This is a genomic window from Moraxella sp. RCAD0137 (assembly GCF_002894025.1).
Classification (GTDB): Bacteria; Pseudomonadota; Gammaproteobacteria; order Pseudomonadales; family Moraxellaceae; genus Moraxella; species Moraxella porci.
In genome coordinates this window covers 350,602-376,237 of record NZ_LTCC01000001.1, presented here as the reverse complement: position 1 = coordinate 376,237, position 25,636 = coordinate 350,602, and the positions used below count along the sequence as shown (strand labels likewise).

The 25,636-nt window shown below is 46.7% G+C and carries 18 protein-coding genes; 13 read left to right on the top strand and 5 right to left on the bottom strand.

Annotation, left to right across the window (positions count from 1 at the left end):
* Positions 1 to 47: 47 nt before the first annotated feature.
* From AZ602_RS01650 to AZ602_RS01620, 7 genes are all read left to right on the top strand, one after another.
* Complete coding sequence (locus tag AZ602_RS01650; protein WP_158245105.1) at positions 48 to 1,109, top strand: factor H binding protein domain-containing protein; 1,062 nt, start codon at positions 48 to 50, stop codon at positions 1,107 to 1,109.
* A 200-nt stretch (positions 1,110 to 1,309) separates the two neighbouring features.
* Positions 1,310 to 2,749: a surface lipoprotein assembly modifier gene (locus AZ602_RS01645; protein ID WP_158245104.1), complete on the top strand. Its 1,440-nt coding sequence runs from the start codon at positions 1,310 to 1,312 to the stop codon at positions 2,747 to 2,749.
* Between the two features lie 169 nt (positions 2,750 to 2,918).
* Positions 2,919 to 4,445 carry an acetyl-CoA hydrolase/transferase family protein gene (locus AZ602_RS01640; RefSeq protein WP_103033395.1) on the top strand — a complete coding sequence of 509 codons (1,527 nt, stop codon included), beginning with the start codon at positions 2,919 to 2,921 and terminating at the stop codon, positions 4,443 to 4,445.
* A 215-nt stretch (positions 4,446 to 4,660) separates the two neighbouring features.
* On the top strand, positions 4,661 to 6,487 hold the full coding sequence (locus AZ602_RS01635; protein ID WP_103033394.1) for an acyl-CoA dehydrogenase C-terminal domain-containing protein: 1,827 nt from the start codon (positions 4,661 to 4,663) through the stop codon (positions 6,485 to 6,487).
* 123 nt (positions 6,488 to 6,610) lie between these two features.
* Positions 6,611 to 8,383: an acyl-CoA dehydrogenase C-terminal domain-containing protein gene (locus tag AZ602_RS01630; RefSeq protein ID WP_103033393.1), complete on the top strand. Its 1,773-nt coding sequence runs from the start codon at positions 6,611 to 6,613 to the stop codon at positions 8,381 to 8,383.
* Positions 8,384 to 8,575: 192 nt separating this feature from the next.
* A complete protein-coding gene (locus AZ602_RS01625) occupies positions 8,576 to 10,606 on the top strand; it encodes an ATP-dependent helicase (protein WP_103033545.1) in 2,031 nt (676 codons plus the stop codon).
* 317 nt (positions 10,607 to 10,923) lie between these two features.
* Positions 10,924 to 13,173, top strand: coding sequence for a site-specific recombinase (locus tag AZ602_RS01620; RefSeq protein WP_103033544.1), 2,250 nt, complete (start codon positions 10,924 to 10,926; stop codon positions 13,171 to 13,173).
* 59 nt (positions 13,174 to 13,232) lie between these two features.
* Here AZ602_RS01620 and AZ602_RS01615 read toward each other — a convergent pair whose 3' ends face one another.
* Both AZ602_RS01615 and rpoD read right to left on the bottom strand, forming a co-directional pair.
* Entirely contained in the window at positions 13,233 to 14,387 is a 1,155-nt protein-coding gene (locus AZ602_RS01615) for an AAA family ATPase (protein ID WP_103033392.1), read from the bottom strand.
* Positions 14,388 to 14,472: 85 nt separating this feature from the next.
* Entirely contained in the window at positions 14,473 to 16,365 is a 1,893-nt protein-coding gene (rpoD, locus tag AZ602_RS01610) for an RNA polymerase sigma factor RpoD (RefSeq protein WP_103033543.1), read from the bottom strand.
* Between the two features lie 721 nt (positions 16,366 to 17,086).
* Between rpoD and AZ602_RS01605 the strand changes: the two genes are divergently transcribed.
* From AZ602_RS01605 to htpX, 4 genes are all read left to right on the top strand, one after another.
* A complete protein-coding gene (locus AZ602_RS01605) occupies positions 17,087 to 17,500 on the top strand; it encodes a CidA/LrgA family protein (protein ID WP_103033391.1) in 414 nt (137 codons plus the stop codon).
* Positions 17,500 to 18,192, top strand: coding sequence for an LrgB family protein (locus tag AZ602_RS01600; RefSeq protein ID WP_103033542.1), 693 nt, complete (start codon positions 17,500 to 17,502; stop codon positions 18,190 to 18,192). Before AZ602_RS01605 ends, AZ602_RS01600 begins: the two co-directional genes overlap by 1 nt.
* 246 nt (positions 18,193 to 18,438) lie before the next feature.
* Positions 18,439 to 19,347, top strand: coding sequence for a lytic transglycosylase domain-containing protein (locus tag AZ602_RS01595; protein WP_103033390.1), 909 nt, complete (start codon positions 18,439 to 18,441; stop codon positions 19,345 to 19,347).
* Positions 19,348 to 19,559: 212 nt separating this feature from the next.
* The gene (gene htpX, locus AZ602_RS01590) at positions 19,560 to 20,465 is read left to right on the top strand and encodes a protease HtpX (RefSeq protein WP_078316871.1); all 906 of its coding nucleotides are present in this window, start codon (positions 19,560 to 19,562) and stop codon (positions 20,463 to 20,465) included.
* Between the two features lie 54 nt (positions 20,466 to 20,519).
* Here the strand turns inward: htpX and hflX are convergent, their stop codons facing one another.
* Positions 20,520 to 21,944 (bottom strand): ribosome rescue GTPase HflX, encoded by a 1,425-nt coding sequence (hflX, locus tag AZ602_RS01585; RefSeq protein WP_103033389.1) that lies wholly within the window; start codon positions 21,942 to 21,944, stop codon positions 20,520 to 20,522.
* Between the two features lie 230 nt (positions 21,945 to 22,174).
* Here hflX and folP point away from each other — a divergent pair, with 230 nt between their 5' ends.
* On the top strand, positions 22,175 to 23,047 hold the full coding sequence (folP, locus tag AZ602_RS01580; protein ID WP_103033388.1) for a dihydropteroate synthase: 873 nt from the start codon (positions 22,175 to 22,177) through the stop codon (positions 23,045 to 23,047).
* A 283-nt stretch (positions 23,048 to 23,330) separates the two neighbouring features.
* Positions 23,331 to 23,690, top strand: a complete 360-nt coding sequence (locus tag AZ602_RS01570; RefSeq protein ID WP_103033386.1) for a hypothetical protein — start codon at positions 23,331 to 23,333, stop codon at positions 23,688 to 23,690.
* A gap of 4 nt (positions 23,691 to 23,694) precedes the next feature.
* On the opposite strand, the gene AZ602_RS01565 is transcribed toward AZ602_RS01570, so the two are convergent.
* On the bottom strand, positions 23,695 to 24,423 hold the full coding sequence (locus tag AZ602_RS01565) for a 16S rRNA (uracil(1498)-N(3))-methyltransferase (protein WP_103033385.1): 729 nt from the start codon (positions 24,421 to 24,423) through the stop codon (positions 23,695 to 23,697).
* Positions 24,424 to 24,515: 92 nt separating this feature from the next.
* The gene (metF, locus tag AZ602_RS01560) at positions 24,516 to 25,469 is read right to left on the bottom strand and encodes a methylenetetrahydrofolate reductase [NAD(P)H] (protein ID WP_103033384.1); all 954 of its coding nucleotides are present in this window, start codon (positions 25,467 to 25,469) and stop codon (positions 24,516 to 24,518) included.
* Positions 25,470 to 25,636 lie beyond the last annotated feature (167 nt).

Sequence of the window (25,636 nt, the reverse complement as noted above, 5' to 3'; positions counted from 1 at the left end):
TGATTTTGCTCCCCTTTAATTCGTCCCCAAAAACATGGAGTAAAATCATGTCGTTTTACAAAGTTTCTGCACTATCTGCGTTAGCGATTTCATTGGCTGCGTGTAGCTCAAGTGGTGATAAGACTGATCCTCAACCTGCCACCACCATTCCATCTGCCACTACTGGTACAACTGGAAATAATGGTAATACCGGCACAACTACACCAACGACGCCAGCACCAACGACGCCAACCACACCTGTTGTACAGCCAACTGTGCTTGTCCCTGCGCCAACAGCTCCAACTGGTAAGGTGTTGGAAGCGGCGAATAAGGCGAAAACATTATCAGTGCCAAGCATCCAGGGGCATAGTATTATTCGCCCAGTCAATCTAGATCCAAACCGCACAACGGCTTATACCACTGAAGATAAATTAGCCAGGACAGGCGATGCGGTGATTGCATCAACAAGATTTAAACCTGGATTTAGCACAACCGATCGCCAATATGATGTGATTTTAGGTGCGGGGTTGGATAATTACCATATCCGTGGTTCAGAGCGAGTTTATAATCAAAACTATTCTATTGTTTATGGTAATTTATATCAAAGAGCTGAGCATACACGAGATCCGAGTCGTCGCTATTCAGATGGTAGTTTTAGAGGCAATTATACAGCTTATGCTTATAATAATAACTTTACAGTGGATCAAATTGCAGGACAGGCCACAGAAGCCAATCAACTACCAACCCTAGGTAAAGCTACATATCATGGTGATGCCTTTAGTGGCAAGAGTAATGGTAGATTTGAATATTCTGTTGATTTCGGCACGCGTAAAGGAAATGGTAAAATTAGTGGGCTTAGCGAAGCTCGTAGTGATTTGGTGTTGAATACCTCAGAAATTAAATCGGCAACTGCTGGCATAGCTGCAAAGCAAAGCATTTCGGGCGATGTGGCATTTAATGGTACAAACATTGGTACCTATAGCCTAGGATTCTATGGGCCAAAAGCAGAAGAAGTAGCTGGCCGTCTAGAAGCATCGGATTCATGGGCAATTAGACATGGTGCATATACAAATAGAGCAGGCAAAACAGAAATAGGCTTTGGCGGTACCCGTGGTGCTATCACTAAATAAGTTATTTTTCTCAACAAAAGCCGTCCATGTGGATGGCTTTTGTTTATAAATTTTTTTAACACTTAAAAAAATTATATTAAAAGCTATTCAAATGGTTCTTAACACAATGGGAGCTAATTGGTATTAATGTTAGTTATTAATAAGATATATTAATAATATATTGTGTATGTATATCATATAGCCCAATCTGGATGCAACTAATGAAATTATATCAATTTGGCATGACCTCCTTATTTTTTTTATATGCCATGCCACTACAGGCCAATCCTACAATACTCCAAAACCCATCACAAAATTCCACGATGGTTCTGTCGCAAGCAGTTAATACTGTTGTTGATCGAGTGGACTGGGCAAACTTACCAGCACCACTTGAAACAATCAGTATCAATCCTCTGCAACAAGAAACAACGATAGAACAAACCAATGAAGATATCATCACCCATCTGATGGTGAATCATCAATGGGATAAGCTTGCCAAAGTACTGATGGCGTATCAAGAGATAGCCGACCATGATCCAGTACTCTATGACTATGCAATGGGGGCGATGCTACGAGCACAGGCCAAACATAACCAAGCCATCAAGCACTACGAAAAAATCACCCAAGATCCATCGCTGATCTTCCCCAAATTTGATCTGGCGGTGATGTATTTTGAGAACAAACAATACAAGGATGCCAAGACTACTTTTGAAGCTATTAAGCCATCACTGCCCACACCCATGCAGGCTCTGAGCGAGCAGTATTTGGCTGCTATCAAGAAAATTGAGCAACCCAAGCCAAACTTCGGACTAAATATCGAGCAAAATGACAATGTCAATAATGCATCGTCTTTGCGAGAATTTGACATCGGTGGGATGACATTTGTTTTTAATGACGAATCCTTACCCAAGTCTGCCACAGGGTTAAGATATGACATAGGCATCAGCCGTGAGCACAATGTCAGCGGACGGCATCATCTGTACTCATCGATAGGTGCAAATGGCGTCTATTATCCCAGTCAGCGTGATTATGATGAATTTGCTTTGCGCGGCGAGCTTGGTTATCGATATAAGACCATTAAATCAAGCTTTGGCATTACGCCATTTGCCGTACAAGATTGGCTTGGTGGTGACCAGTATCAATACCAGTGGGGTGTCGGCGTTGGTGCAACGCATCGTATGAGTGCCAACTGGCAGATTACTATAAGTGCCAATCATAGTCAAAAAAACTATAATGATCATGATATCAGTAAGCGATATGATGGCTATGCCAATGATGGCGTGGTGATGGCACTGTATCAGCCGACAGATCGATGGCTGTATTATACAGGGCTAGAAGCTCGTCATGAACGACTAGCAGACAGCTCAGAATCATCGAACCGTCAAGGACTGCGACTGGGCATGGGCTATTATGGTAAAGATGTGGGTGTGCGTGCGATGCTTAGACATACCAAGCGAGAATTTTTGGCACCGAATTTTTGGTATGGTGAAGTCAGGCATGATACTGAAACACAGTTTATTGGCACACTATGGTATAATAAGCTGAATTATAAGGGCTTTGTACCTCAGATTAATTATCGACGCCAGTATACAGATAGCAATCTAGCACTGTATGATCGTGATAATCAGGCGTGGTTTTTAACGATTGAAAAGATGTTTTAATAGCCTAAATTGGACTTGTAAAGTATTTGATAGCTTATTTCCCATAATTTAGCATTTTGGGTATTTATTTCACTGTCATGTAATGGTAAAATCATATTAATTTACAAGTGTAAATTCATTTGCGTTTTTACCGCATTGTTGGAATAACATAACTTAAGAGGAAACTATTATGTCTCTAGATCGTATTCGTAACGCTAGCTTGCGTGACAAGGTGATGAGTGCCGAGCAAGCCGCCGAATTTGTCAAAAATGGCATGAACCTAGCCATCACAGGTTTTACCGGTGCAGGCTATCCAAAAGCACTACCAACCGCCATCGCTAATAAAGCCAAAGCTGCACATGAGCGTGGTGAAGCATTCAGCATTGGTATGGTCACTGGTGCGTCAACTGCGCCTGAGTGTGATGGCGTACTGGCTGAAGCCAATGCGGTACATTTCCGCTCACCATTCCAATCAGATCCAACGCTTCGCAACAATATCAACGCTGGCCGTACCGCTTATCAAGATATGCACCTATCGCATGTTGAACAACAAATGCGCCAAGGTTTTTACGGTGAGTTTGACATCGCAATCATCGAAGCATCAGGCATCACCGAAGATGGTCATATCATCCCTGCAATGGGTATCGGCCATGGTGTAGAAGCCATCAAATGCGCCAAGCATGTCATCATCGAAGTGAACGCCGCCCAAAATGCTGGCCTAGAAGGTATGCATGATGTTTATGGCGAAGTGGGCTTGCCACCGCATCGTAAGCCAATCCCGTTGGTTGGTGCATTTGACCGTATCGGTACACCATACATCGAATGTGCTGCTGATAAGATTGTTGCAATTGTCCTGACAAATGGCGGCGACCGCAACTCAAAATTCGCTGATCCTGATGATGTATCAATGCGTATTGCAGCACAAATCATCGATTTTCTTGACCATGAAGTCAAAGCAGGTCGCCTACCAAAGAGCCTACTACCACTACAATCAGGTGTGGGTAATGTGGCAAACGCTGTCATGGCAGGTCTATTGGATGCGCCATTTGAAGATTTGACTGGCTACACCGAAGTACTACAAGATGGTATGCTAGATTTGATCTTGGCAGGTAAGATGAAGCACGCTTCGGCGACTGCATTGTCATTCAGCCCTGATGCACTACAACGCTTCAATGACAACATTGAGTTCCTACGCGACAAGCTAATCCTACGCCCAATGGAAATCAGCAACAACCCAGAAATCATCCGTCGTCTAGGCATCATCGGCATGAATGCGATGATCGAAGCGGACATCTATGGTAATGTGAACTCAACACATGTCATGGGTACCAAGATGATGAACGGTATCGGCGGTTCTGGCGACTTTACTCGTAACGGTTTCTTCTCGTTCTATGTCAGCCCATCAACTGCTAAAGGTGGTGCAATCTCATCAATCGTACCGATGGTTAGCCACCATGACCACACTGAGCATGATGTGATGTTCATCGTTACCGAACAAGGTATGGCTGATCTGCGTGGCAAGTCACCAAAACAGCGCGCCAAACTGATCATCGAGAACTGCTCACATCCTGACTATCGTGATATGCTGCGTGACTACTATGATCGCGCGTTGGCAGTGAGTGAGAAGGCAGGTGGCATCCACACACCGCACATCTTGCTAGAAGCGCTATCATGGCATCAACGCTTCGTTGAAACTGGTGATATGCGTATCAAGTAATATAGTTTTTATGATGATTTGCCAAGCCGCTCAATCGATGATTGGGCGGTTTTATTTTATAATTTAATAAGTTATTTTATCGAATAATCAAGGACTGGCGATGGTCTGGATTATTTTATGACCCATCAGTCAGATGGCGCATTTGCATTCATAGATTGCATTGGCTATTTTATTAGCATCAATATTGACATGTTAACTGAAAAAAGGATAGAGATATGCAATACACAGCACCACTTCGTGACATTCAATTTGTGATGCATGAGCTGCTAGACAGTCAGGCGCATTATGGAAAATTGCCTGCGTATCAAGAGCTTGATACCGACACCGTCAATAGCTACTTAGAAGCCGCGGCTGATTTTGCCCAAAGCGTGCTATCACCGCTGAACCGTACGGGCGATATGGAAGGCTGCCGTTTCGAAGACGGCAATGTCTATACGCCGAGCGGCTTTAAAGAAGCTTATCAGCAGTATTGTGAGCTTGGCTTTCCTGCGATCAATGCCGAGCCTGAATATGGCGGGATGGGATTATCCACTTCGCTTGGCAGCGCTGTGAGCGAAATTATGGGTACTGCCAACTGGGCTTTTGCCATGTATCCTGGCTTATCGCATGGCGCGATCCAGACCATCGAGCATCACGGCACCGAAGCGCAAAAAGCCACTTATCTTGAAAAACTGAATACAGGGCAATGGTCTGGCACCATGTGTCTGACCGAATCACATGCAGGATCGGATCTGGGCATCATTAAGACACGCGCTGTGCCAAATGACGACGGCAGCTATGCCATCACAGGCCAAAAGATCTTCATCTCAGCTGGTGAGCATGATCTGACCGAAAACATCATCCACATCGTGTTGGCGCGATTGCCTGATGCACCTGCTGGCACCAAGGGCATCTCGTTGTTCATCGTGCCAAAGTTTTTGGTGAATGATGATGGCTCGGTTGGTGAGCGTAATGGCGTGGTATGTGGCTCTATTGAACATAAAATGGGCATCAAAGCCTCAGCCACTTGTGTGATTAATTTTGATGCTGCCAAAGGCTATTTGATCGGCCCTAAAAACCGTGGTCTAAACTGCATGTTCACCTTTATGAATGTTGCTCGTATTGGCACAGCGATTCAAGGCTTGGCGGCGGCTGAATTTGCTTTTCAAGGGTCACTCAGCTACGCCAAAGAGCGTACAGCGATGCGTGCCTTATCTGGTATCAAAGAGCCAAACAAACCTGCAGATACCATCATCCATCATCCTGCAGTACGCAATATGCTACTGACCCAAAAAGCCTTTGCTGAAGGCGGTCGTGCGTTGGTGTATTATCTGTCTCAATTTGCCGACATCGTCGCTAAGGGCGAAAACCCAGCTGAGGTGAAATTTGCTGATGAGATGCTGTCGCTATTGACACCGATCGCCAAAGCTTTCTTGACCGAAACGGGCTATGAATCCGCGAACCATGGTGTACAAGTCTATGGCGGACATGGTTATATCAGTGAATGGGGTATGGAACAAAATGTCCGCGACACCCGTATCGCTTGCCTATACGAGGGTACGACTGAGATTCAGTCGCTGGATTTGTTGGGTCGAAAAGTGCTGGGCAGTCAAGGTCGCTTGCTGGCCAATTTCACCAAGATCATCCATAAATTCTGTCAAGAACACAGCGATGATGATGAGCTGGGTCAGTTCATCCGTCCGTTGGTCAAGCTAAATAAGCAATGGGCAGATGTGACCTCACGCATCGGTATGCAAGGCACCCAAAACCCAGAAGCCATCGGCGCAGCTGCGGTTGATTATCTGTTCTTTAGCGGCTATGTGACTTTGGCCTATCTGTGGGCGCGCATGGCTGCAGTCGCCAAAGCCAAATTGGCAAGCTTTGATGAAAGCCTAGATTCAGACAAAGCTTTGCATGGCGAATACGGATTTTATGATGCCAAGGTGAAGACTGCAGAGTTTTATTTTGCCAAGTTGTTGCCACGCCATGCAGTGCATGTTGCTCGCATCAATGCCGGCGAAGAGACTTTGATGAGCATGGATGTTGAGCAGTTTGTGTTCTAATGCGCGATACGATGATGGCAGGCAGGCGTGTCATCATCCATCTGATTGCGCGATAACCAAAATGGCAAATAGCAATCGTTTTGCCACAGTTAACTTTGATAAAATGGATAAAAAGGAAATTTTATGTCATTGAAATATACCGCTCCGATTGATGAGATGCGTTTTACCCTAAAAGAAGTGTTTGATGCGCCGAAATTTTGGGCGAACAATGAGCAGTTGACGCATGTCGATGAAGATACGGTGGACATGATCTTAGATGAGATGTCAAAATTTGCCACCGAAGTGCTGCTGCCACTCAATCAGTCTGGTGATCAAGAGGGCGCTCAATATCTGGGCGATGGCGTGGTAAAGACGCCGACAGGCTTTCAAGAAGCATTCAAAGCTTATGCAGAGGCAGGCTGGATTGGTCTGGGCGGTGATCCAGAATTTGGCGGTCAGGGAATGCCAAAGATGGTCACCATGCTGACCGAAGAGATGCTGTTTGCCACCAATCAGTCTTTTGCGCTGTATCCGAATCTGACGGTGGGCGCAAGCTTATGCTTATTGGCGGTGGCCAGCGAAGCACAAAAGCAGCAATACCTGCAAAAGCTGTATGAGGGGCAATGGGCAGGCACCATGTGTCTGACTGAGCCACATGCAGGCACAGATCTTGGCATCATCAAAACGCGCGCTGTGCCAAACGATGACGGCAGCTATTCGATCACTGGCACCAAGATTTTTATCACTGGCGGTGAGCATGATCTGGCAGAGAACATCATCCATTTGGTACTGGCCAAGACACCAGATGCGCCAGCTGGCTCAAAGGGCATCTCACTGTTTATCGTGCCGAAGTTTTTGATCAATGAAGATGGCAGTATCGGTGAACGCAACGGCGTCAAAGCAGGCTCGATCGAACATAAGATGGGCATTAAGGCTTCGGCGACTTGTGTGATGAATTTTGATGCTGCCAAAGGCTATCTGGTGGGTGAGGAAAACGCAGGTTTGGCCGCAATGTTTGTAATGATGAACTACGAGCGCGTGACCATGGGACTACAAGGCTTGGGCGCAAGCGTATTGGCTTATCAAAATGCAGCAGCCTACGCCCAAGATCGCTTGCAAGGCCGCGCTGATACTGGCGTGGTCAATGCAGATAAAGCGGCTGATCCGATCATTCATCATGCTGATGTGCGCCGTATGCTTTTGAACGCCAAGACCAACAGCGTGGCTGCGCGTACCTTTGCGATGTATGTTGCCCAAAATCTGGACATCGCCAAATTCAGTGACGATGCTGATGCAAAATCAGCTGCTGCTCAAAAAGTCGCCTTATTGACGCCGATTGCCAAAGCATTTGTCACGGACAAATCTTTTGATGCAGCCATCGACTGTCAGCAGGTATTTGGTGGCCACGGCTACATCAGCGAGTGGGGTATGGAGCAGATCGTACGCGATACGCGCATCAGCCAGATCTATGAAGGCACCAATGGCATTCAGTCGCTGGATCTTTTGGGTCGTAAGGTGGTCAAAGATGGTGGTCGCGCGATGATGGCATTCATCGATGAGATCACACAAGCCGCTAAAGACGCCCCTGATCATGCGATCACACAAGCGGTGATCGACGCTGCCGATGAGGTGGCTGCACTGACATCGGTGATGCTCGATGCCACCAAAACCGATGCCAATGCCATCAATGGCAATGCTGTGGATTATCTGCACGCGGTCGGCTACCTGTGCTATGCTTATATGTATCTTTTGATCGTAAAAGCCAGCGACGGCAAAACTGGCGAGTTTTATGACACGCGCCGCAAATTGGCTGATTATTTCGTGGCACGCAGCTTGCCTGATTTGTATGCTCATGCCAATATGGCCAAGTCGGGTACAGACAGCATCATGGCATTTGATGCTGAGTTTTTCGCTTAATTGACATGGCCTAGCTAAGGACAGATCTTGTATCTGTCCTTTTTTATTAAAATACGCCTGTCACAGCCAAAACAGCGATGCCATCGGGCAAAGGATGGATGAATTTGGGTGATAATTTTTGCTAAGCACTTGAGCATTCAGCCATCGTCTGTTAATCTAACACAAACAGCCATTTCATCCGTCGGTATCGATATGACCATAGACACATTGCTTCAAGAACTCAATGATGATCAGCGCCAAGCGACCACCACCACATCCCCCAATACTCTGGTACTGGCTGGCGCAGGCAGCGGCAAAACCAAAACCATCGTCGCGCGTGCAGCGCATCTGATCGATCAAGGTGTGCCTGCTGAGCAGATCCAAATTGTCACCTTTACGCGCCGCGCTGCTAGCGAAATCGTCAGCCGAGTTGAGGCACATTTGGGTGAGCGTGCCGCAGGACTTAAGGCTTCAACTTTTCATACTTTTTGTTTGGCCATCTTGCGCCGATATTCGCATGTATTTGATTTAAAAGGCTTTAATATCATTGATCGCGATGATCAGCTGATGATGTTTAAGCTCATTCGTGCCAAGCTTGAAAATGCACAAAACGAGCAAAATCCCAAAAAACCCAACCAAACAGACCGACTGCCCAAGCCAAAAGAGCTAGCCGATACCTACTCTTATGCGCGCAATACCCAATGCGCCTTTAAAGAAGCATTACAAAAGCATTTGCCAGATTTTATGGAAGAGGCGGATGTCATCAAGCAGATGATGAAAGATTATGAACAACAAAAACAAGCCAGGCGCTATCTGGATTATGATGATATCTTAGAGTATGTGGCGCGTTATCTCAACACCGATGCTTGGCTGCTTGATAAAGTCAGTGGATCGTTACAGCATCTGTTGGTTGATGAGATGCAGGACACCAATCCTTTGCAGTGGCTGATCATCAAACCCTTAATTGGCCGTAGTCATCTGTTTTGTGTGGGCGATGATGCGCAGTCAATTTATGGCTTTCGGGGTGCGGATTTTCAAAATATTCACAGCTTTGATCAGCGTGTGCCGGGGGCGAAAATTTTGACTTTGACGGTGAATTATCGCTCAACCCAAGGGATTTTGGATCTGTCAAATTGGCTGCTTGAAGAAAGCCCGTTGGATTATAAAAAGCGGCTGACTGCGCATCGTGGCAGCGGCATCGAACCCAAGCTTTATACATTTGCCAACGAATTTGAGGAAGCTCGATGGATCATCCAAGACCTCAAAAAGCGTTATGACACCGGCAGTCCTTGGCATCATCACATGATTTTGCTGCGGTCGGCATATTCAGGTCGTCAGGTTGAAAGCGCGCTGATTGATGCAGGAATCCCTTATATGTTCATCGGTGGCGTTAAGTTGATGGAATCGGCACATGTCAAAGATCTGCTGAGCATGCTGCGCGTCACGGCAAATCCTGCTGATGAGCTGGCTTGGATTCGTTTTTTGACTTTGTGGCGCGGCATCGGCGATGCGGGTGCTGCCAAATTAACCAATGAAATGGCCGATTTGCCAGATCTGAAGGCATGCATTGATCTGCTGCGACAAAAAAGCAAAGTGCCCGAGCCAGCCCTCAATGCACTGACTCGGCTCATCGACAAGCCGCTCAAACCAGAGGTGAGTGTCGGTATCGCGGTGGATGCGCTGATCGAGCAGCTTGAACAAAACTATGATAAGAAAAACTGGCCAAGCCGTGTGCGAGATTTTGATTTGATCAAGCAGCTGGCCAAGCGGCATGATACGCTGATTGATTTTATTGAGGCGTATATTTTAGAGCCAGTATCCTACAGTGAGGTGACGCGTCAGAATAATGATGATGTGGTGACGCTGATTACCATCCACTCAGCCAAAGGTACCGAGTGCGAGGTTTGTTATATCGTCAATGCCTCTGTCGGCCAATACCCGCACGCCCGAGCTGCTGGCAGTTTCGATGAGATTGAAGAAGAGCGGCGGGTGCTGTATGTGGCGATGACCCGCGCCAAAGATGAGCTGATTCTTACTCGCCAAAATACCAACACTTGGTCGATGCATCACTCAGATCATCATGCCAGCGCAGAGAGTTATTTTTTGAGCCATGTGCCTGATGATCTGCTGATCAATGCCGTGCCAGAAGGCACAAAGTCAACATCTGGTGGTTATTATGAGTATCAGTCGCGCAATAAACCAAAAATCGGCATCGACTGGGATAGTGATGAGCTGATATTTTGATTCTTTATTGGTCATTGCATGCATTATCGCCATCCAATACTGTCACTTGCAAAGTGATAACCAATACTGTCACATTGACAAACTTTTGAAACAATTTAGCGCATTTGATTACCATAGAAATTTGGTAAAACGAGTCAAATGTGATACAGTAGCGTAAATTTTTTGTCGAATCAGCGAAATATTCTTACAGCTTAAATGGGTGATGACTTGCCAAAGCTGCAGGATTTTTCTTTGATGTGCGATGATAGCCTAATTGGAGTTTGATTGTGTTAGACAGTGATACTTCGGATTTGGAATTGATATTGCAGCGCATTGTCATGCTGCAAGAGTTGCCAGAACCCGAAGCCTTAAAGCGCTTGATTGACGCTCTAAGAGTCGTCGATGAAGATGAGCAAAATGCCGATGCCAGAATTGATGAGCTGATTGAGCTGTTGCAGGCCAATCCTGAATACGGATCAGGTTTGGCGGCATTCATTTTGCGCCTGATCATTCAGTATCGCCAAATTACCTTATATACCGACACAGGTATCGCCTCAGATCAGAGCTTTTCAAGTAGTGTATCGCGCTTGATCAGCCATCGTTTTTTGCCGCTCTTGCCTGATGAGGATTCGGTGGTGGAGTTGGCTAATTATTTATTTGATAAGCGCAGCGACTGGCGATGGGTGGAATCGATCGGCGAAGATCGTTGGAATGCGTTGGTGCCATTGATCCGACCTGATGAGAAGGATCTTAGTTTGGTGGCTCAAGCCAAGAACAGCATCCTAAACGCCATCGTCGTCCTGTCATATCGCGTGAGCGGCATTGGTCTGCATCCAGAGTTGATGAACTTTTATCCAGAGCTGCTGAATTATTCAGCGGCATTCGTCGCCCAAAACCAAGAAGCCATCTTATTTGTCAATCAGTATCGTCAGGCGCATGAGCTGGATTTGATGACTGATGTGATGCCTGAACAAGACATCGATCCTGCACCACTGATGGTGATGGTCGAGCAGTGTGAGGACATTGTCGATACACTAAGAAAGCGTGTCTATAAAACAGGCATTTCGATTCGCCTGACCAATATGTTGGCGCGTCTTGAGCAAAGTTTGCAAAGAATGCGTACTTTGGTGGAGCTGGTTAGTAATGCTGAGCATAAGCGCGATCAAGCGATCGTCGATCTGACGGTCGAAGTAGTACAAACCGCCAAAACGCGCTACAGCTTTAGCTCGCTCATCGAATCCAATACCCGATTGCTGTCGCGTAAAGTCACCGAAAATGCTGGCCGCGTCGGTGAGCATTACATCAGTACCGACAGCACAGGCTATCGTAAGATGTATAAAAAAGCTGCCATCGGGGGCTTGTTCATCGGTTTTATGGCAACTTTAAAGACTTTGGCTTATCATCTGGCCTTGGCCCCTGTGGGTCGAGCTTTTGTCAATAGCATGATTTATGGCTTGGGCTTTGTGTTCATTCACATCGCTCGAGGGACGGTCGCAACCAAGCAGCCTGCAATGACGGCCGCGGCGATCGCCTCGACCATCTCTGGATCTTCGGGCAAAAAAACGCAGCAGCTGACCAAGCTTGCTGAATTGGTCGTTGATATTTTGCGTACCCAATTCATCGCCATTTTGGGCAACATATCTGTAGCGATGCCAGTGGCACTACTGATCGCGCTGTCATGGAATTATCTGAAAGGCACGCCGATGATTGATGGCGCGCAGGCGGCTCATCTGCTGCATGACTTAGATCCGATCCGCTCATTGGCGCTGCCACATGCCGCCATCGCAGGCGTGTTCTTATTCGTGTCGGGCTTGATTGCAGGGTATTATGATAATTTGGCCGCTTATAATAAGATTGGCGAGCGCATCCGTCGGCATTGGGTGTTGGTGCGCGTGATGCCAACGCGATGGCTGAATAAAATGGGCGGCTTTATTGAGGCCAATCTTGGCGCCATCATGGGCAATTTTATTTTTGGCTGCTTTTTGGGCAGTACCGCGACGGTTGGCTATATGTTGGGTTTGCCATTGGACATCCGCCACATTGCCTTTGCCTCAGCAAACTTCGTGCATGGACTGTTTTATTTGTCGCCTGAGCATCTGACTTGGCAGATAGCAGCGCTGTCATTTGTAGGGGTGTTGCTGATTGGTATGGTGAACCTTTTGGTGAGTTTTTCGCTGGCTTTGATGGTGGCTTTGCGCTCAAAAGAGGTCAAATTCATGGAGTGGAAACGACTGTATCAGTTGGTGACCAATCATTTTTTCACTCGCCCAACCGACTTTTTTTGGCCGCGTAAACAAACGGTCAAATACGCCAAAATCAACAGCCTAGGTGAGATGATCTTTGAAGAAACGGGCGATGACAAAGAAACGCGCGTCTATGCCGATGCCATCGTGCGACGCTTGGGGCGCAATAAGCCCAAAGAAGATCATCAAGATAAAGAGCCTGAGGGTATTCGTGAGGCCATTGAGGCTTATCACAATGATGAGCTTGATGAAGAGGGCAATCTTAAAAAGCGTCCTGAGTCATCGTCTGCAGATGAGGGGATTCAGCCTTTGCCAAAACCAGCCAATCCGCCAAAGCTGCCATAAGCCAATATAAGCTGACAAAATCTCACAATATGTGTTGCGAGATTTTTTACAACTTTAGATTAACCGATAAAACCAAAGCTTTTTTGGGCTGGGCTGGATTTATATTCGGTCTCATCGATGTTACTTACATTAGCCAGCGTCATCGGTTGGTCCACGGTGATGTCTTTGCCGACACTGGCCAGATAGGCATTGGCTTTATCGACAGTCAGCGCGCCAAATTGATATTCTGCGATCAAGCGGCCATGACGCAGCAGCGCGTGGTCAATGTCCATCAAATCAGCATTAAAAGTGCAGATAAATTGACATTCTAGCACATCAGATAAGATGCCATCAGCGATGTTTAAGATGGTGGATACCACATCAGATGTATTGCCACCACCGACGCGCTCAGCGATGTAGTTTTCGCAGTCCTCAAGCACCAGCACCGAGTTTTTATTGTCAATCAGCATGCTCATAAACTGCGGTTCGGCCAAAGCGCCAATGAGATTGTTTGGCACGAAGATAAAGTTTTTATTGGGGATTTGGGCGGTGAGCCACTTGATGTAGTTGGTTTTGCCTGATCCTGCCAAACCATGTAGCAGTACCAGACCTTTGTTGCCATCGCTTAGGGATTCTTTGATTTTTTGGTGTACTGGCAAAAAATCATCATTATACATGGTTGCCAAATCCAGCGCTAAGGGCTTGATGGTATGTGATTTGAACACCAAATCCTGACCTTCTTTGAGCAGTAGCGAGATTTTGGCCTCAGAAGAGATGTATTTTTCTAAATACGCCTCATAAAACGCGCGAATCTTTGTCAGCGCATCAGTTTTTTGGGAATCATAGGCCAAGCGTACGACGCTATAATAGCCAGATTCGATGATGGTTTTGTCATATTCATTGCTAAGATCTTCACTTAATAATAAGAAAAACTCATATTCTGGGTGAAAATAGCACAACTCAGCAGCAAAAAATTGACCTGTATGACGATCATAACGCACCACATGAAAGTCGGTGCATTGCACAAATTGCGCCAAATGCGAACGCTTAATCACCACATCATCACCACGAAAGTTGATGCTTGGCATCATAGAATTGATCAGCTCTTCAAATGGCGTAATGTCTGATTTGATGCGCTCATCGATCGGCTGGGTGGTCAGATGGTATTGGCCATCGATGTAGGTTTCGGTGGCGATGGTGCGTGGGCGAAAGTATTTTGATTCCAAAAATTTCATAATCAATCCAATATATCTGGTACTAAAACAAATTTGCCGACAACCGCTCATCACAGTCATCGGCAAGCCAAGAGCGTATGGCCGCTCAGTCGTTTTCTAAGAATGAACGCAGATGCTCCGAGCGAGATGGGTGGCGCAGCTTACGCAGAGCCTTGGCTTCGATCTGGCGGATACGCTCACGCGTCACATCAAACTGCTTGCCAACCTCTTCAAGCGTATGATCGCTTGGCATATCGATACCAAAACGCATTTTCAAGACCTTGGCCTCTCTTTCGGTCAGATTATCGAGTACCTCACGAGTTGCTTCACGCAAACCTTCGGCGGTGGCATTCTCAATCGGGCTTGAGATGGTATTGTCCTCGATAAAATCACCCAAGTGGCTATCTTCATCATCACCGATCGGTGTCTCCATCGAAATTGGCTCTTTGGCGATTTTTAGTACTTTACGGACTTTGGCTTCGTCCATATCTAGGCGTTCGCCCAGCTCTTCGGGTGTTGGCTCACGACCCATTTCTTGGAGTAGCTGACGGCTAACACGGTTGATTTTGTTGATCGTCTCGATCATATGCACAGGGATACGAATCGTGCGTGCTTGGTCAGCGATTGAGCGGGTGATGGCTTGGCGAATCCACCATGTCGCATAAGTGGAGAACTTATAGCCACGGCGATATTCAAACTTATCCACCGCTTTCATCAGGCCAATGTTGCCTTCTTGGATTAGGTCAAGAAACTGCAAGCCACGGTTGGTGTATTTCTTGGCGATACTGATCACCAAACGCAAGTTGGCTTCTACCATGTCTTTTTTGGCTCGGCGTGCCTTGGCTTCACCGATGGCCATTTGGCGAGCGACCGCTTTCATGTCGCGGATGTCCATCTGTAGCTGTTGCTCATAGGCGAGGATTTTTTGTTGCAGTGCGACGACTTCAGGTTCGATTTTGGCCAGCGTCTCAGCAAAAGCAGGTTTGCCCTCGATACGATGCGCGAGCCACTCGATATTGGTTTCGTTACTTGGAAAAGTTTTTTTGAACTCTTCTAACGGCATTTTACCGCGGCGAATCACCAACTTCATGATACGGCGTTCATTGGCACGAACATCTTCATAGACTTCACGCATCAGACTCATCACTTGATCTGATAGACGGTTGTTGAGCTTGATGAGCATGAAATGGTTGGCCAGCTCGTCTTCAGCAGCTTTGGCTTGCTTGCTGCCACGGCCGTATTTTTCAAGCGCCTTTTGAGATTTGTCATATAGACGCTGCATCTCATCGAATCGGGCTTTTACCTCTTCTGGATCAAGACTTGAGTCATCAGCATCGGCATCCATCGCGCCGTCATCGTCATCGCTGTCATCATCATCCAGATCATCTTCCAAAGAAAGATCGCCTGCCTTAGGCTCAGTTAATTCAAGCTCAGTTTCTTCACCAAGTTCAAATTCGCTATCATCAGCGCTCAAAAAGCCTGAGACGATGTCGGAGATTTTTTTCTCACCCTCTAAAACTTGCTGATATTCATCCAGCACGAATTTAACCGTGCCTGGCCAATACGCCATGATGTACTGCACTTCACGAGTGCCTTCTTCGATGCGTTTGGCAATGCCGATCTCACCTTCGCGAGTCAAAAGATCGACCGTACCCATTTCGCGCATGTACATACGTACAGGATCAGTGGTGCGGCCAGGTTCAGTCTCGACCGATGCCAGCACGGCAGCTGCTTCATCGGTTGCCATTTCATCGTCGCTGCCAGCATCAGCCAACAATATGTCATCGTCATCCGGGGCAACTTCAAACACTTGAATCCCCACATCGGTGAGCATCTGGATGATGTCTTCGATTTGATCGCTTTCGGTGACAGAGTCAGGCAGCTGATCGTTCACTTCTGCATAAGTGAGATAGCCTTGTTCCTTGCCCAAACGAATCAGTGCAGCCAGCTGCGAGGATGATTCGTCGTGCTCTTCGGCGGTGTAATTATGTTCACTCATGTGCATAGATCTCTTATAGCGTGAAAATTTTGATGAAAATCAGAGGCGTAAAAAACATTTCATTATACTGGCTTTTTGGGCATCTTTCAAGACAGCAAATTAGCCCAAAAAAAGCATCATACACGGATGCGATCAATGACTGCGTCTGAATCTGCGGTCTATACTCTGTGCAGCACAGTTTTGATTTGGTAATAATCGCATTATCGCATGTCATTAATCGATTAATGGGGATGGATGGGTGATTTTAAAAGGCGGATCAATGATTTATTCTTAAAATAGGCACTTGCTATTTCAGCCACTTTTATCAATGTCATCAATCAGTAGTGCTGTTGAAAGTCAGCATGCGCCTCAGTTAAATTTGATCCGTTTTTTTAAGCCAACATGGCCACTGAATAGAAGCTTTGAGCGTCAAGCCATCATTTAAAAAAATGATGAACATAGCAGTCACTGGCTTGACCTTGAAATATGATAATGTTTCAATGTAAATTATAGTTAAACTATCAAGCAGCTGCCAAGCGGTCGCTGTATTTAGCATAAGCCATCAACTTAAGCGGTGCATAATAAGTCCAGCACATCCAATATCGCTAATATGATAATGACAAGCTTGGGCGTCGTCTGGCTTTGATGGTGTTAAGCGATGGTGTTAGTTTGTCAGTTTGGTGGATGGATTGGCCAAACTGATTACTTTATATAATTTATCAATCAAATTTCAGGAGGAATGATGCAGCGCACACACAGCAGGGCTAAGTTTTGGTTGGGGATGCTGGCGACTATTACCATCGTGGTCGGTTTTCGTGAGCTGGCTTTGGTGGTGTGTACTTGGTTTGGGATGCCAAGTGCGGCAAATATCGTTGGTTTGATCAGTTTATTCATTCTGCTGGTGGGTGTGCGGATGACGGTGGGGCTGCCAACATGGTTATCTGGGTCGGCCAGCACCTTATTGGTTGATAGCGGTTTTGCTTTTTTGCCAGTCTCGGCAGGCGCAGGGATTTTGTTGTTTGGCTTGGGCGCGGATTTATTGCCAGTATCGGCAGTGATCATCATCAGCACAGTGATTCCGCTGTGGGCATTTGCCAAGCTTTCGGCAGCCTGGCTCAATCAAGAGCAAAAGCATGTCAAAGGAGATGAGCTATGATGCTGGATACCACAACGATCGCCATCGCTTTTATTGTCACATTGATTGCGCATGTCGGCGCCAAATTTGTCTTGCGATATTTGAATAAATACATCAAAGGCATTCCGATGATCATCGTCGCCATCGTACTGACTTTGGTGCTTTTATTGATCATTGGGCTGGATTATCATATTTATTATGCGCATGCCAGACCAGTTTTTGATCGATTGCTTGGCTATAGCACAGTGCTTTTGGCTGTACCTTTGGCAGGTATGGATTTTAAAGGTTTGCCGGTCAAAAAATTGGGCGTAATCGTCGTGATGGCAAGCTTGGTCGGGGCGCTCTTGCCGATGGCTTTGGCTTATGCTTTGATGCTGAACATGGAGACGATTTTGGCATTTGCCACGCGCTCGGTGACCACACCTGTGGGTTTGTCTGTGGCACAAATCATCGATGCGCCTTTGGTGATGGCCAACTTGATCATCATTGTCTCAGGCATATTGGGGGCTGGCGTCTGTCGTCTGTTGTTTCGCAACATTCAAGATGAAAGGGCGCAAGGCTTGGCTTTGGGTTTGGTGGCGCATGCCATCGGCACGGTGGAGGCTTGGACGATCAGTCCGACTGCAGGGCGCTATGCTGCCTTTGGTCTAGCGATCAATGGCTTGGTGACTGCCATGTGGCTGCCTGTGGCGGTGCTGTGGTGGTTGTCTTAATCAGGTGGTCATGATCATGCATAGAGTGGTTATTTGTCAGACTGATTTATCATAAAAACTGATAAAAAAATTGCGATCATGTGCGCCAAGATGCATAATCAAATTTCTGCAAAACCTGACAAATACTAGAATGACAGTTTTGCTGAACTGTAGCATTTTGTAGCAAACTGGCTTTTGCCGTGCTATTTATAATTTTTGTGGTATAATACGCAGCAATTTTAATCATCAACAAGACGAATAGACAATATGCAAACTTCAAAAATCCATCTGAACGCCCTTGGCTTGGCGACATTTGGCATGCTAAGCAGTAGTGCATTTGCCCAAAATCCTGTATCGGTATATATCGCGCCACAAGCCTCTTCGAATGCGACCGTGGCCTCTGTTTATACCTTATCAAATAACAACAATGCTGTGGAATCGGCATTGCTGACCAATCTGCAATCACGCAGTGGCAGCACCCAAAAATTCACCCAAGCTGGCTCAACCACCCAAACGACCTCGCGTCTGTACACCAGCAGCCAGCCTGCGACCAACTATTCGGCGAACTTTGCAGCCAGTAGCTATAGCAGCTACTCAGGCGGCTATTCAGACCGCAGTGCTTATGACCACCTGATTCGTGAATCAGCCATGCGCCACGGCGTCGATCCTGCCTTGGTCAAAGCCGTCATTCACACCGAATCAACCTTCAACCCAAATGCGCGCTCGCCAGTCGGTGCGATGGGTCTGATGCAGCTGATGCCTGGTACGGCGCGCGATATGGGTGTGTATAATGCTTGGGATCCTGCCCAAAATATCGAGGGCGGCACCCGTTATCTGGCATGGCTACAAGGCCAATTTAGCAACCCTGATCATGTCATCGCCGCATATAATGCTGGCCCAGGTAATGTTCGTAAGCACGGTGGCATTCCGCCGTTTCGCGAGACGCGCAACTATGTGGTCAAGGTCAATGAGCGCTATAACAATATCTATCGTATGGATGCTGCCTTATACCAAGGTTATGACGCCAACCGCACTGTACTTGCGATGAATAGCGCCCCAAGAGCGCAGGTGAGTACCACCACGACCTCATACGCGCAGCCGTTAAACCAAACGCCAAATAATCCGATCATCAGCCGTGAAGCTACTGGCCGTATTTATTTTTCAAACAATGACTGATGCTCAAAGTTAAGCTGTGTCTATCGATGCAGCTTCGCTCAGGTTTCGTTGCCGCAGCGACAAAAGTTTGTTAGCTTTTTGTATAAAATAAGGTAAAATCTTGAATCGGTTCAAGTTTTACCTTTTATTTTGTGATTTAGTCTTTATAATAGTAAGACAATGAGATTTTGATTCAATTTGTTTTAATTTGCTTTTAAAAGGATGATTCTTCGATGATGCGAATTGGTTTATTTTTACTGACCAACTTGGCTGTCTTGGTGGTGTTTAGCATCGTATTTATGGTGCTATCACAAGTGTTCGGCCTAGGCAGTGTGCATAGCGCAGGCGGGCTTAATTATGCAAGCCTGGCTGTCATGTGTTTGCTGTATGGCATGATTGGTTCAATGATTTCGCTGTTCTTGTCAAAATGGATGGCCAAAAAATCCACGGGTACTGTGGTAATCGACACGCCGCGCAACGGCACCGAGCAGTGGCTTGTTGATACCGTCGCTCGCCAAGCCAAAGCTGTTGGCATCGGCATGCCAGAGGTGGGTATTTTTGATAATGCGCAGCCAAATGCCTTTGCCACCGGCTGGAACAAAAATAACGCACTGGTGGCTGTATCGACTGGTTTGATCCACACGATGACCCCTGATGAGGTAGAGGCTGTCTTGGCGCACGAAATCGGGCATGTGGCCAATGGTGATATGGTGACTTTGGCGCTCATCCAAGGCGTGGTGAATGCCTTTGTGATGTTCTTTGCGCGTATTATTGGTAACTTTGTTGATCGCGCGATCTTTAAGAATGAAAGCGACTCACCAGGCATCGCCTACTTCATCACCAGCATCGTGATGGATATTCTGCTGGGTGTCTTGGCCTCGGCGATCGTGATGTGGTTCTCACGCCTGCGTGAATATCGTGCCGATGAGATGGGTGCTAAGTTAGCTGGCCGCGATCAGATGATCAGCGCGCTAAATGCACTGCGTCCTGCTGAAGCGCGTCCTGATCAGATGCCAGAGTCGATGAAAGCTTTTGCCATCGCATCAGGCCAGTCGCAGGGCTTTAGCATCGCCAATCTGTTCCGCTCACATCCGACGCTGGACGATCGCATTGCCGCCTTGAATAAACTCCATGGCTGATCACTGATTTATACCTCTAAAAAAAGACTGTTTATATAAACAGTCTTTTTTTGTTTAATGACAAAAAGGATCGAGCTCATCTTCAGCATCATCTTTGCCATCGCTATTTTTATTTTGATCAAGCACCACCTCAAAAGGCTCAAGCACTGGTTTTAGGCTATCCGCCTGAGCTTTTGGTAGGACTTCATCAGCATCCAGTGCGTATTGACCGAGTAGCTGCTGTAGCTTGCTGGGTGCAAGTAGCACTTGTAGTACTTCTTTGCCCATCTCATCATAGCTATTGCCCGTGATGACACCCAGACCGTGCAGGGTGTTTTTGAGTCCGCCAGCATGATAAGGCAGGGTGAGTGTAAACTCTTTGAGTTCGCCTGAGAGCAGCTCTTGTACGGCGATCATCAGCTGATCGATGCCTAGATTTTCACGAGCGGAGACATAGACGCGATGCGGCACACCATGATCTTGATAATAGATGGCAGGTGGCTCGTCGCTTTTGTCGATTTTGTTATGCACAAGTAAAATCGGTGCATCGGCTTTGATTTGGGCGAGTACATCATTGACCGCGGCGATCTGCTCATGGCGATCTTCGCTGGCGGTATCGATGACGTGTAGTAGCAGATCGGCTTCAAGCGTCTCTTCGAGCGTTGCATGAAAGCTTTCGACCAGCTCATGCGGTAGATGACGTACAAAGCCGACGGTATCTGCCAGTACGACATTGCCGACACCAGGCCATTTGACACGGCGAAGTGTCGGATCAAGGGTGGCAAATAGCTGATCGGCAGCATAGATGTTATCATCAGCTAGGCGGTTAAAGAGTGTAGACTTACCAGCGTTGGTATAGCCGACCAATGAGACGGTAGGGATTTCGGACTTTTGGCGTTTGGCACGACCTTGGGCGCGAGTTTGCTTGACCTTATCGAGCTTGGCCTTGAGCTGACTGACACGGATTTGTAGCAATCGGCGGTCGGTCTCTAGCTGAGTTTCACCCGGGCCGCGCAGACCGATACCGCCTTTTTGACGCTCAAGATGCGTCCATCCGCGTACCAGTCGTGTGGCAAGATGATTAAGCTGAGCCAATTCTACTTGTAATTTACCTTCATAAGTACGAGCACGCTGAGCAAAAATATCAAGGATTAATCCTGTGCGGTCAAGCACGCGACATTTTAGGATTTTTTCAAGATTGCGTTCTTGGCTTGGCGTAAGTGTGTGATTAAAAATCGCCACCACATCGCCTTTTTCGTCATCCGTGCTCTCACGGAAGCGACGCACGGCATCGGCGATTTCATCGGCTTTACCAGTACCGACGAAGTATTTGGCGTGCGGCTTACTGCGACTGCCGGTGATGATTTCGATTTCGTTAGCACCAGCTGAATGCACCAATAGGCGAAACTCTTCCAAATCATCAGGATTGACGATTTGATGAATGTCAAGATGAACCAAAATGGCATTTTCGCCACCTTCATGTCTGTCAAAATATTGCAAATTTTATCCTTTTGATAATTTATAGTATAAATATAAAATAAATAATTGGGTCAATACACCATGGGCGAGTGCTTTATATGGGGGCAAGATGAGTCAACTTAAATGCTTGATGGGTATTATCTTAACAAATCCATACCAATCACAAACCGTGCAAACCCAATCATCTGCGGTGTGATTCACCCAGTGATTTATGCTATTATAAGGCATTTTTGGGATGAAGTGAGTTTTTTATGTCACAGCGAGCAATCAGACAGCTATACGCACACGGTAAGATTTTGGAGCTATCCACGCCCAAGGTGATGGGAATCTTAAATGTCACGCCAGATTCATGCTCACGCTATCATGGGGTGGATCGGGCACTTGCTCATGCCGAATCGATGATCGCTGATGGCGTGCATATCATCGATATCGGCGGCGAATCGACACGCCCCAATGCGACCGCAGTTGGCACAGATGAAGAGCTTCGCCGTGTCGTCCCTGTGGTGCAGGCGATTCGCTCGGCGTTCGGCGATGAGATTTGGCTGTCGCTTGATACCAGCAATCCTGCGGTGATGCAAGCAGGTATCGAATCGGGCGCAGACATCATCAATGATGTGCGAGCACTGCGACGAGATGGGGCGGTGCAGATGGCGGCCAAGCTTGGTGTGCCTGTGGTGCTGATGCACAGCCGCGGTGAGCCTGATACGATGGATGAGTTGGCGGTATATACTGATGTCATCCGTGAAGTCATCGACGAGCTGTCGCACAGCATTGAGCGGGCGGTGTCAGCTGGGGTGGCTCGTGAGCAGTTGGTGATTGATGTTGGCATGGGCTTTGCCAAGACTTATGAGCATCACAAGATGCTGATGACGCAGCTTGATACTTTTATTCGCCATTTTGATTTGCCGATGTTGTTTGGGGTGTCTCGTAAGCGGTTTTTGGGTGAAATATTGCAGCGTACGAGGTTGGATAGCCTACAAAACCATCAGCCGCATGATCGAGATGTCATCGGTGCGGGGATGTCGCTATTGGCGGCGCAACAAGGTGCAAGCATCGTGCGTGTGCATGATGTCGCCAAAAGCGTACAGATGCTATCGATGTGGCAGCAGATTTATGGTGGGTGATGCCATGAAGCGGCTCTTACACTTTTTGGATCATGCGTTTGTCTGGTTTTGTCGTGTGGTATTTTGGGGATTGTTAATTATATTACTGGTTGTGATTCTTGATGGAATAATCGGTATGATTAAAAGCACAATCAGAACAGGCGATCCCTTGGATTATTTGTTCGGTCCTTACAAAATTGAATTAAGAAACAATTATTACTTGGTTGAAGGTTTTTAGCACTACGATTCATATTGGTTACAGAACTGGGATGATCATGCCATTACCAATTACTACATTAATGAAATGTACCAAAAAACCGATCCTATTACTGGTATCGTTGATTATAAAAAATCCGGTAAATATTACTTGCTCTTAACAATGGATATCGGTTTGTGCGATACAATCCATGGTGGATTAGATGCAGTTCCAACAACCATCAGTGCTTACCATGTATTTAATTATTTGGATAGATGGGTGGTTAGCTTTGATAGTTATCAAAAATATCAAGTATTTTTAACCAACCATAATATCACAGAGTATCCACTCAAAGCATCGGAGCGTTATTTAAGTAGGGTGGAGAGCGAAGAAAAAGCGCGACAAAAATGTATCAATTTCCCAGATGATTGGCACTGGCAAAAGCCAGAATTATCCACCGCTCAGTAGTAAATTAACCCAATTCATGAATCATATGCAGTGCTGTCAATGCCACCACAGGGGCGGTCTCGGTGCGTAATACTCGCTCGCCAATCGTCCAAGGCACAAAGCCATGCTCGGTGGCAAAGCTAATCTCAGCAGGGGATAGGCCGCCTTCAGCACCGATTAATAGAGTGATGGAGCTAGGCAAGGGATTTGGGAAAGCGGGCTTGCCATCTGACAATGCCAGTACCAATTTAAGCGCATCTGCACAATCTGCCACCCATGACTCAAGCGGTACAGGCGGAGTAATGGATGGGATGATGTTCAATCCACATTGTTCACAAGCGGCGATCGCCACACCTTGCCAATGTTCGATTTTCTTAAAATCTCGCTCATATTTTAGATGTGCTTGACAGCGTTCACTGGTCAGTAGTTGAATCTGATGCACGCCCATTTCACACGCTTTTTGAATGGCATAATCCATGCGATCGCCACGACTCATCACAAGTCCGATACTGACTGCAAAAGGCGGTGTGCGATTGATGGGGTTATGGGCATGAAGCTTGGCTTGTGATGATTTTTTATCAATACTAATCAATTCTGCCGTATATTCACCACCTGTACCATCAAACAGCACTGCAGTGTCGCCCACTTTGGCGCGCAAAACCTTGCACCAATGATGATAGACGCCATCAGGTAAGGTGATGCTTTGACCGATCAGCGTCGTAGATAAAGGCGTCTCAATAAAAAATCTGGACATGATTCATCAATAAATGGTAAGAAAAATTAAAAACCGTGATGAGTCAATGCTCATATAAACTGGCATCAACTCAGGGACGGTTTTTGGATAAATTAAATTAATCCCAAGCTTTCGACCAAGGCTTTGTTTGGCTCGGTATGGTTCATGCTATAAAAATGCAAGCTTGGCACGCCTTCACTAATCAAGCGTTCGCACAGCTGATGCACGATATCAAAGCCAAATTGACGGATGGCTTTTCTGTCATCGCCATAGTCGGCAAGCTGTTTGCGGATATAGCGTGGGACATCGGCACCACAACCATCTGCAAAGCGGATTAGGTTTGATGCGTTGGTGATTGGCATGATACCTGCGATGATAGGGAAGTCATCTTGATGCACACCTTTTTTTGCCAAGCGGTCACGCAAGAACAGATAGCTGTCAGGATTGTAGAAAAATTGGGTGATGGCTTCGTTTGCACCAGCATGATATTTGGCAACCAGATTATCAATATCTGCTTCAAAATTACGCGCCTGTGGATGCATCTCAGGATAGGCGGCAACTTTGATGGAGAAGTGATCGGCACTGTGTTCACGAATGTATTTGACCAAATCCAGTGCATAAGGCAGCTCACCATAGCCGACCTGACCTGATGGCAAATCACCACGCAGTGCCACCACGCGATCCACGCCCAGTGCTTTATAATAATCCAGTAGCTCGCCGATTTGTGATTTGGTGTCGCCGATGCATGACATATGTGGAGCGATTGGTGTGCTGCCTTTTTCGATGAGCGCCTTGACGATGCCCAATGTGCGTTCACGCGTTGATCCACCGGCGCCATAGGTAACTGAGAAGTATTTTGGATTCAGAGCATTCAGCTCATCAAAGACGCCAAGCAACTTGTCTTGACCTTCGTCGGTCTTGGTAGGGAAGAACTCAAACGAAAATGGTGTCTTGGCTTTGGTGGTGCGTTCGCTGACCGAGTGTGTGGCCACTTCATGAATATCGGTTTTTAGTTCATGCAGCAGTTTTTCGATGGCGGATAGACGCTCTTGGGTTTTGGCTTTCATGGGTCTCTCGTGATGATAGGATGATCCAAAGCTAAGCTTGGATGAAAATCATCAGATTATAGCAGAAATGGGCGGATTTGTTAATTTGAATTTCACATTCTGATCAGGATTAACAGATCAATGCACTCATCATAAGGCGGTGTAAATAAAACCCCACGATACATCGT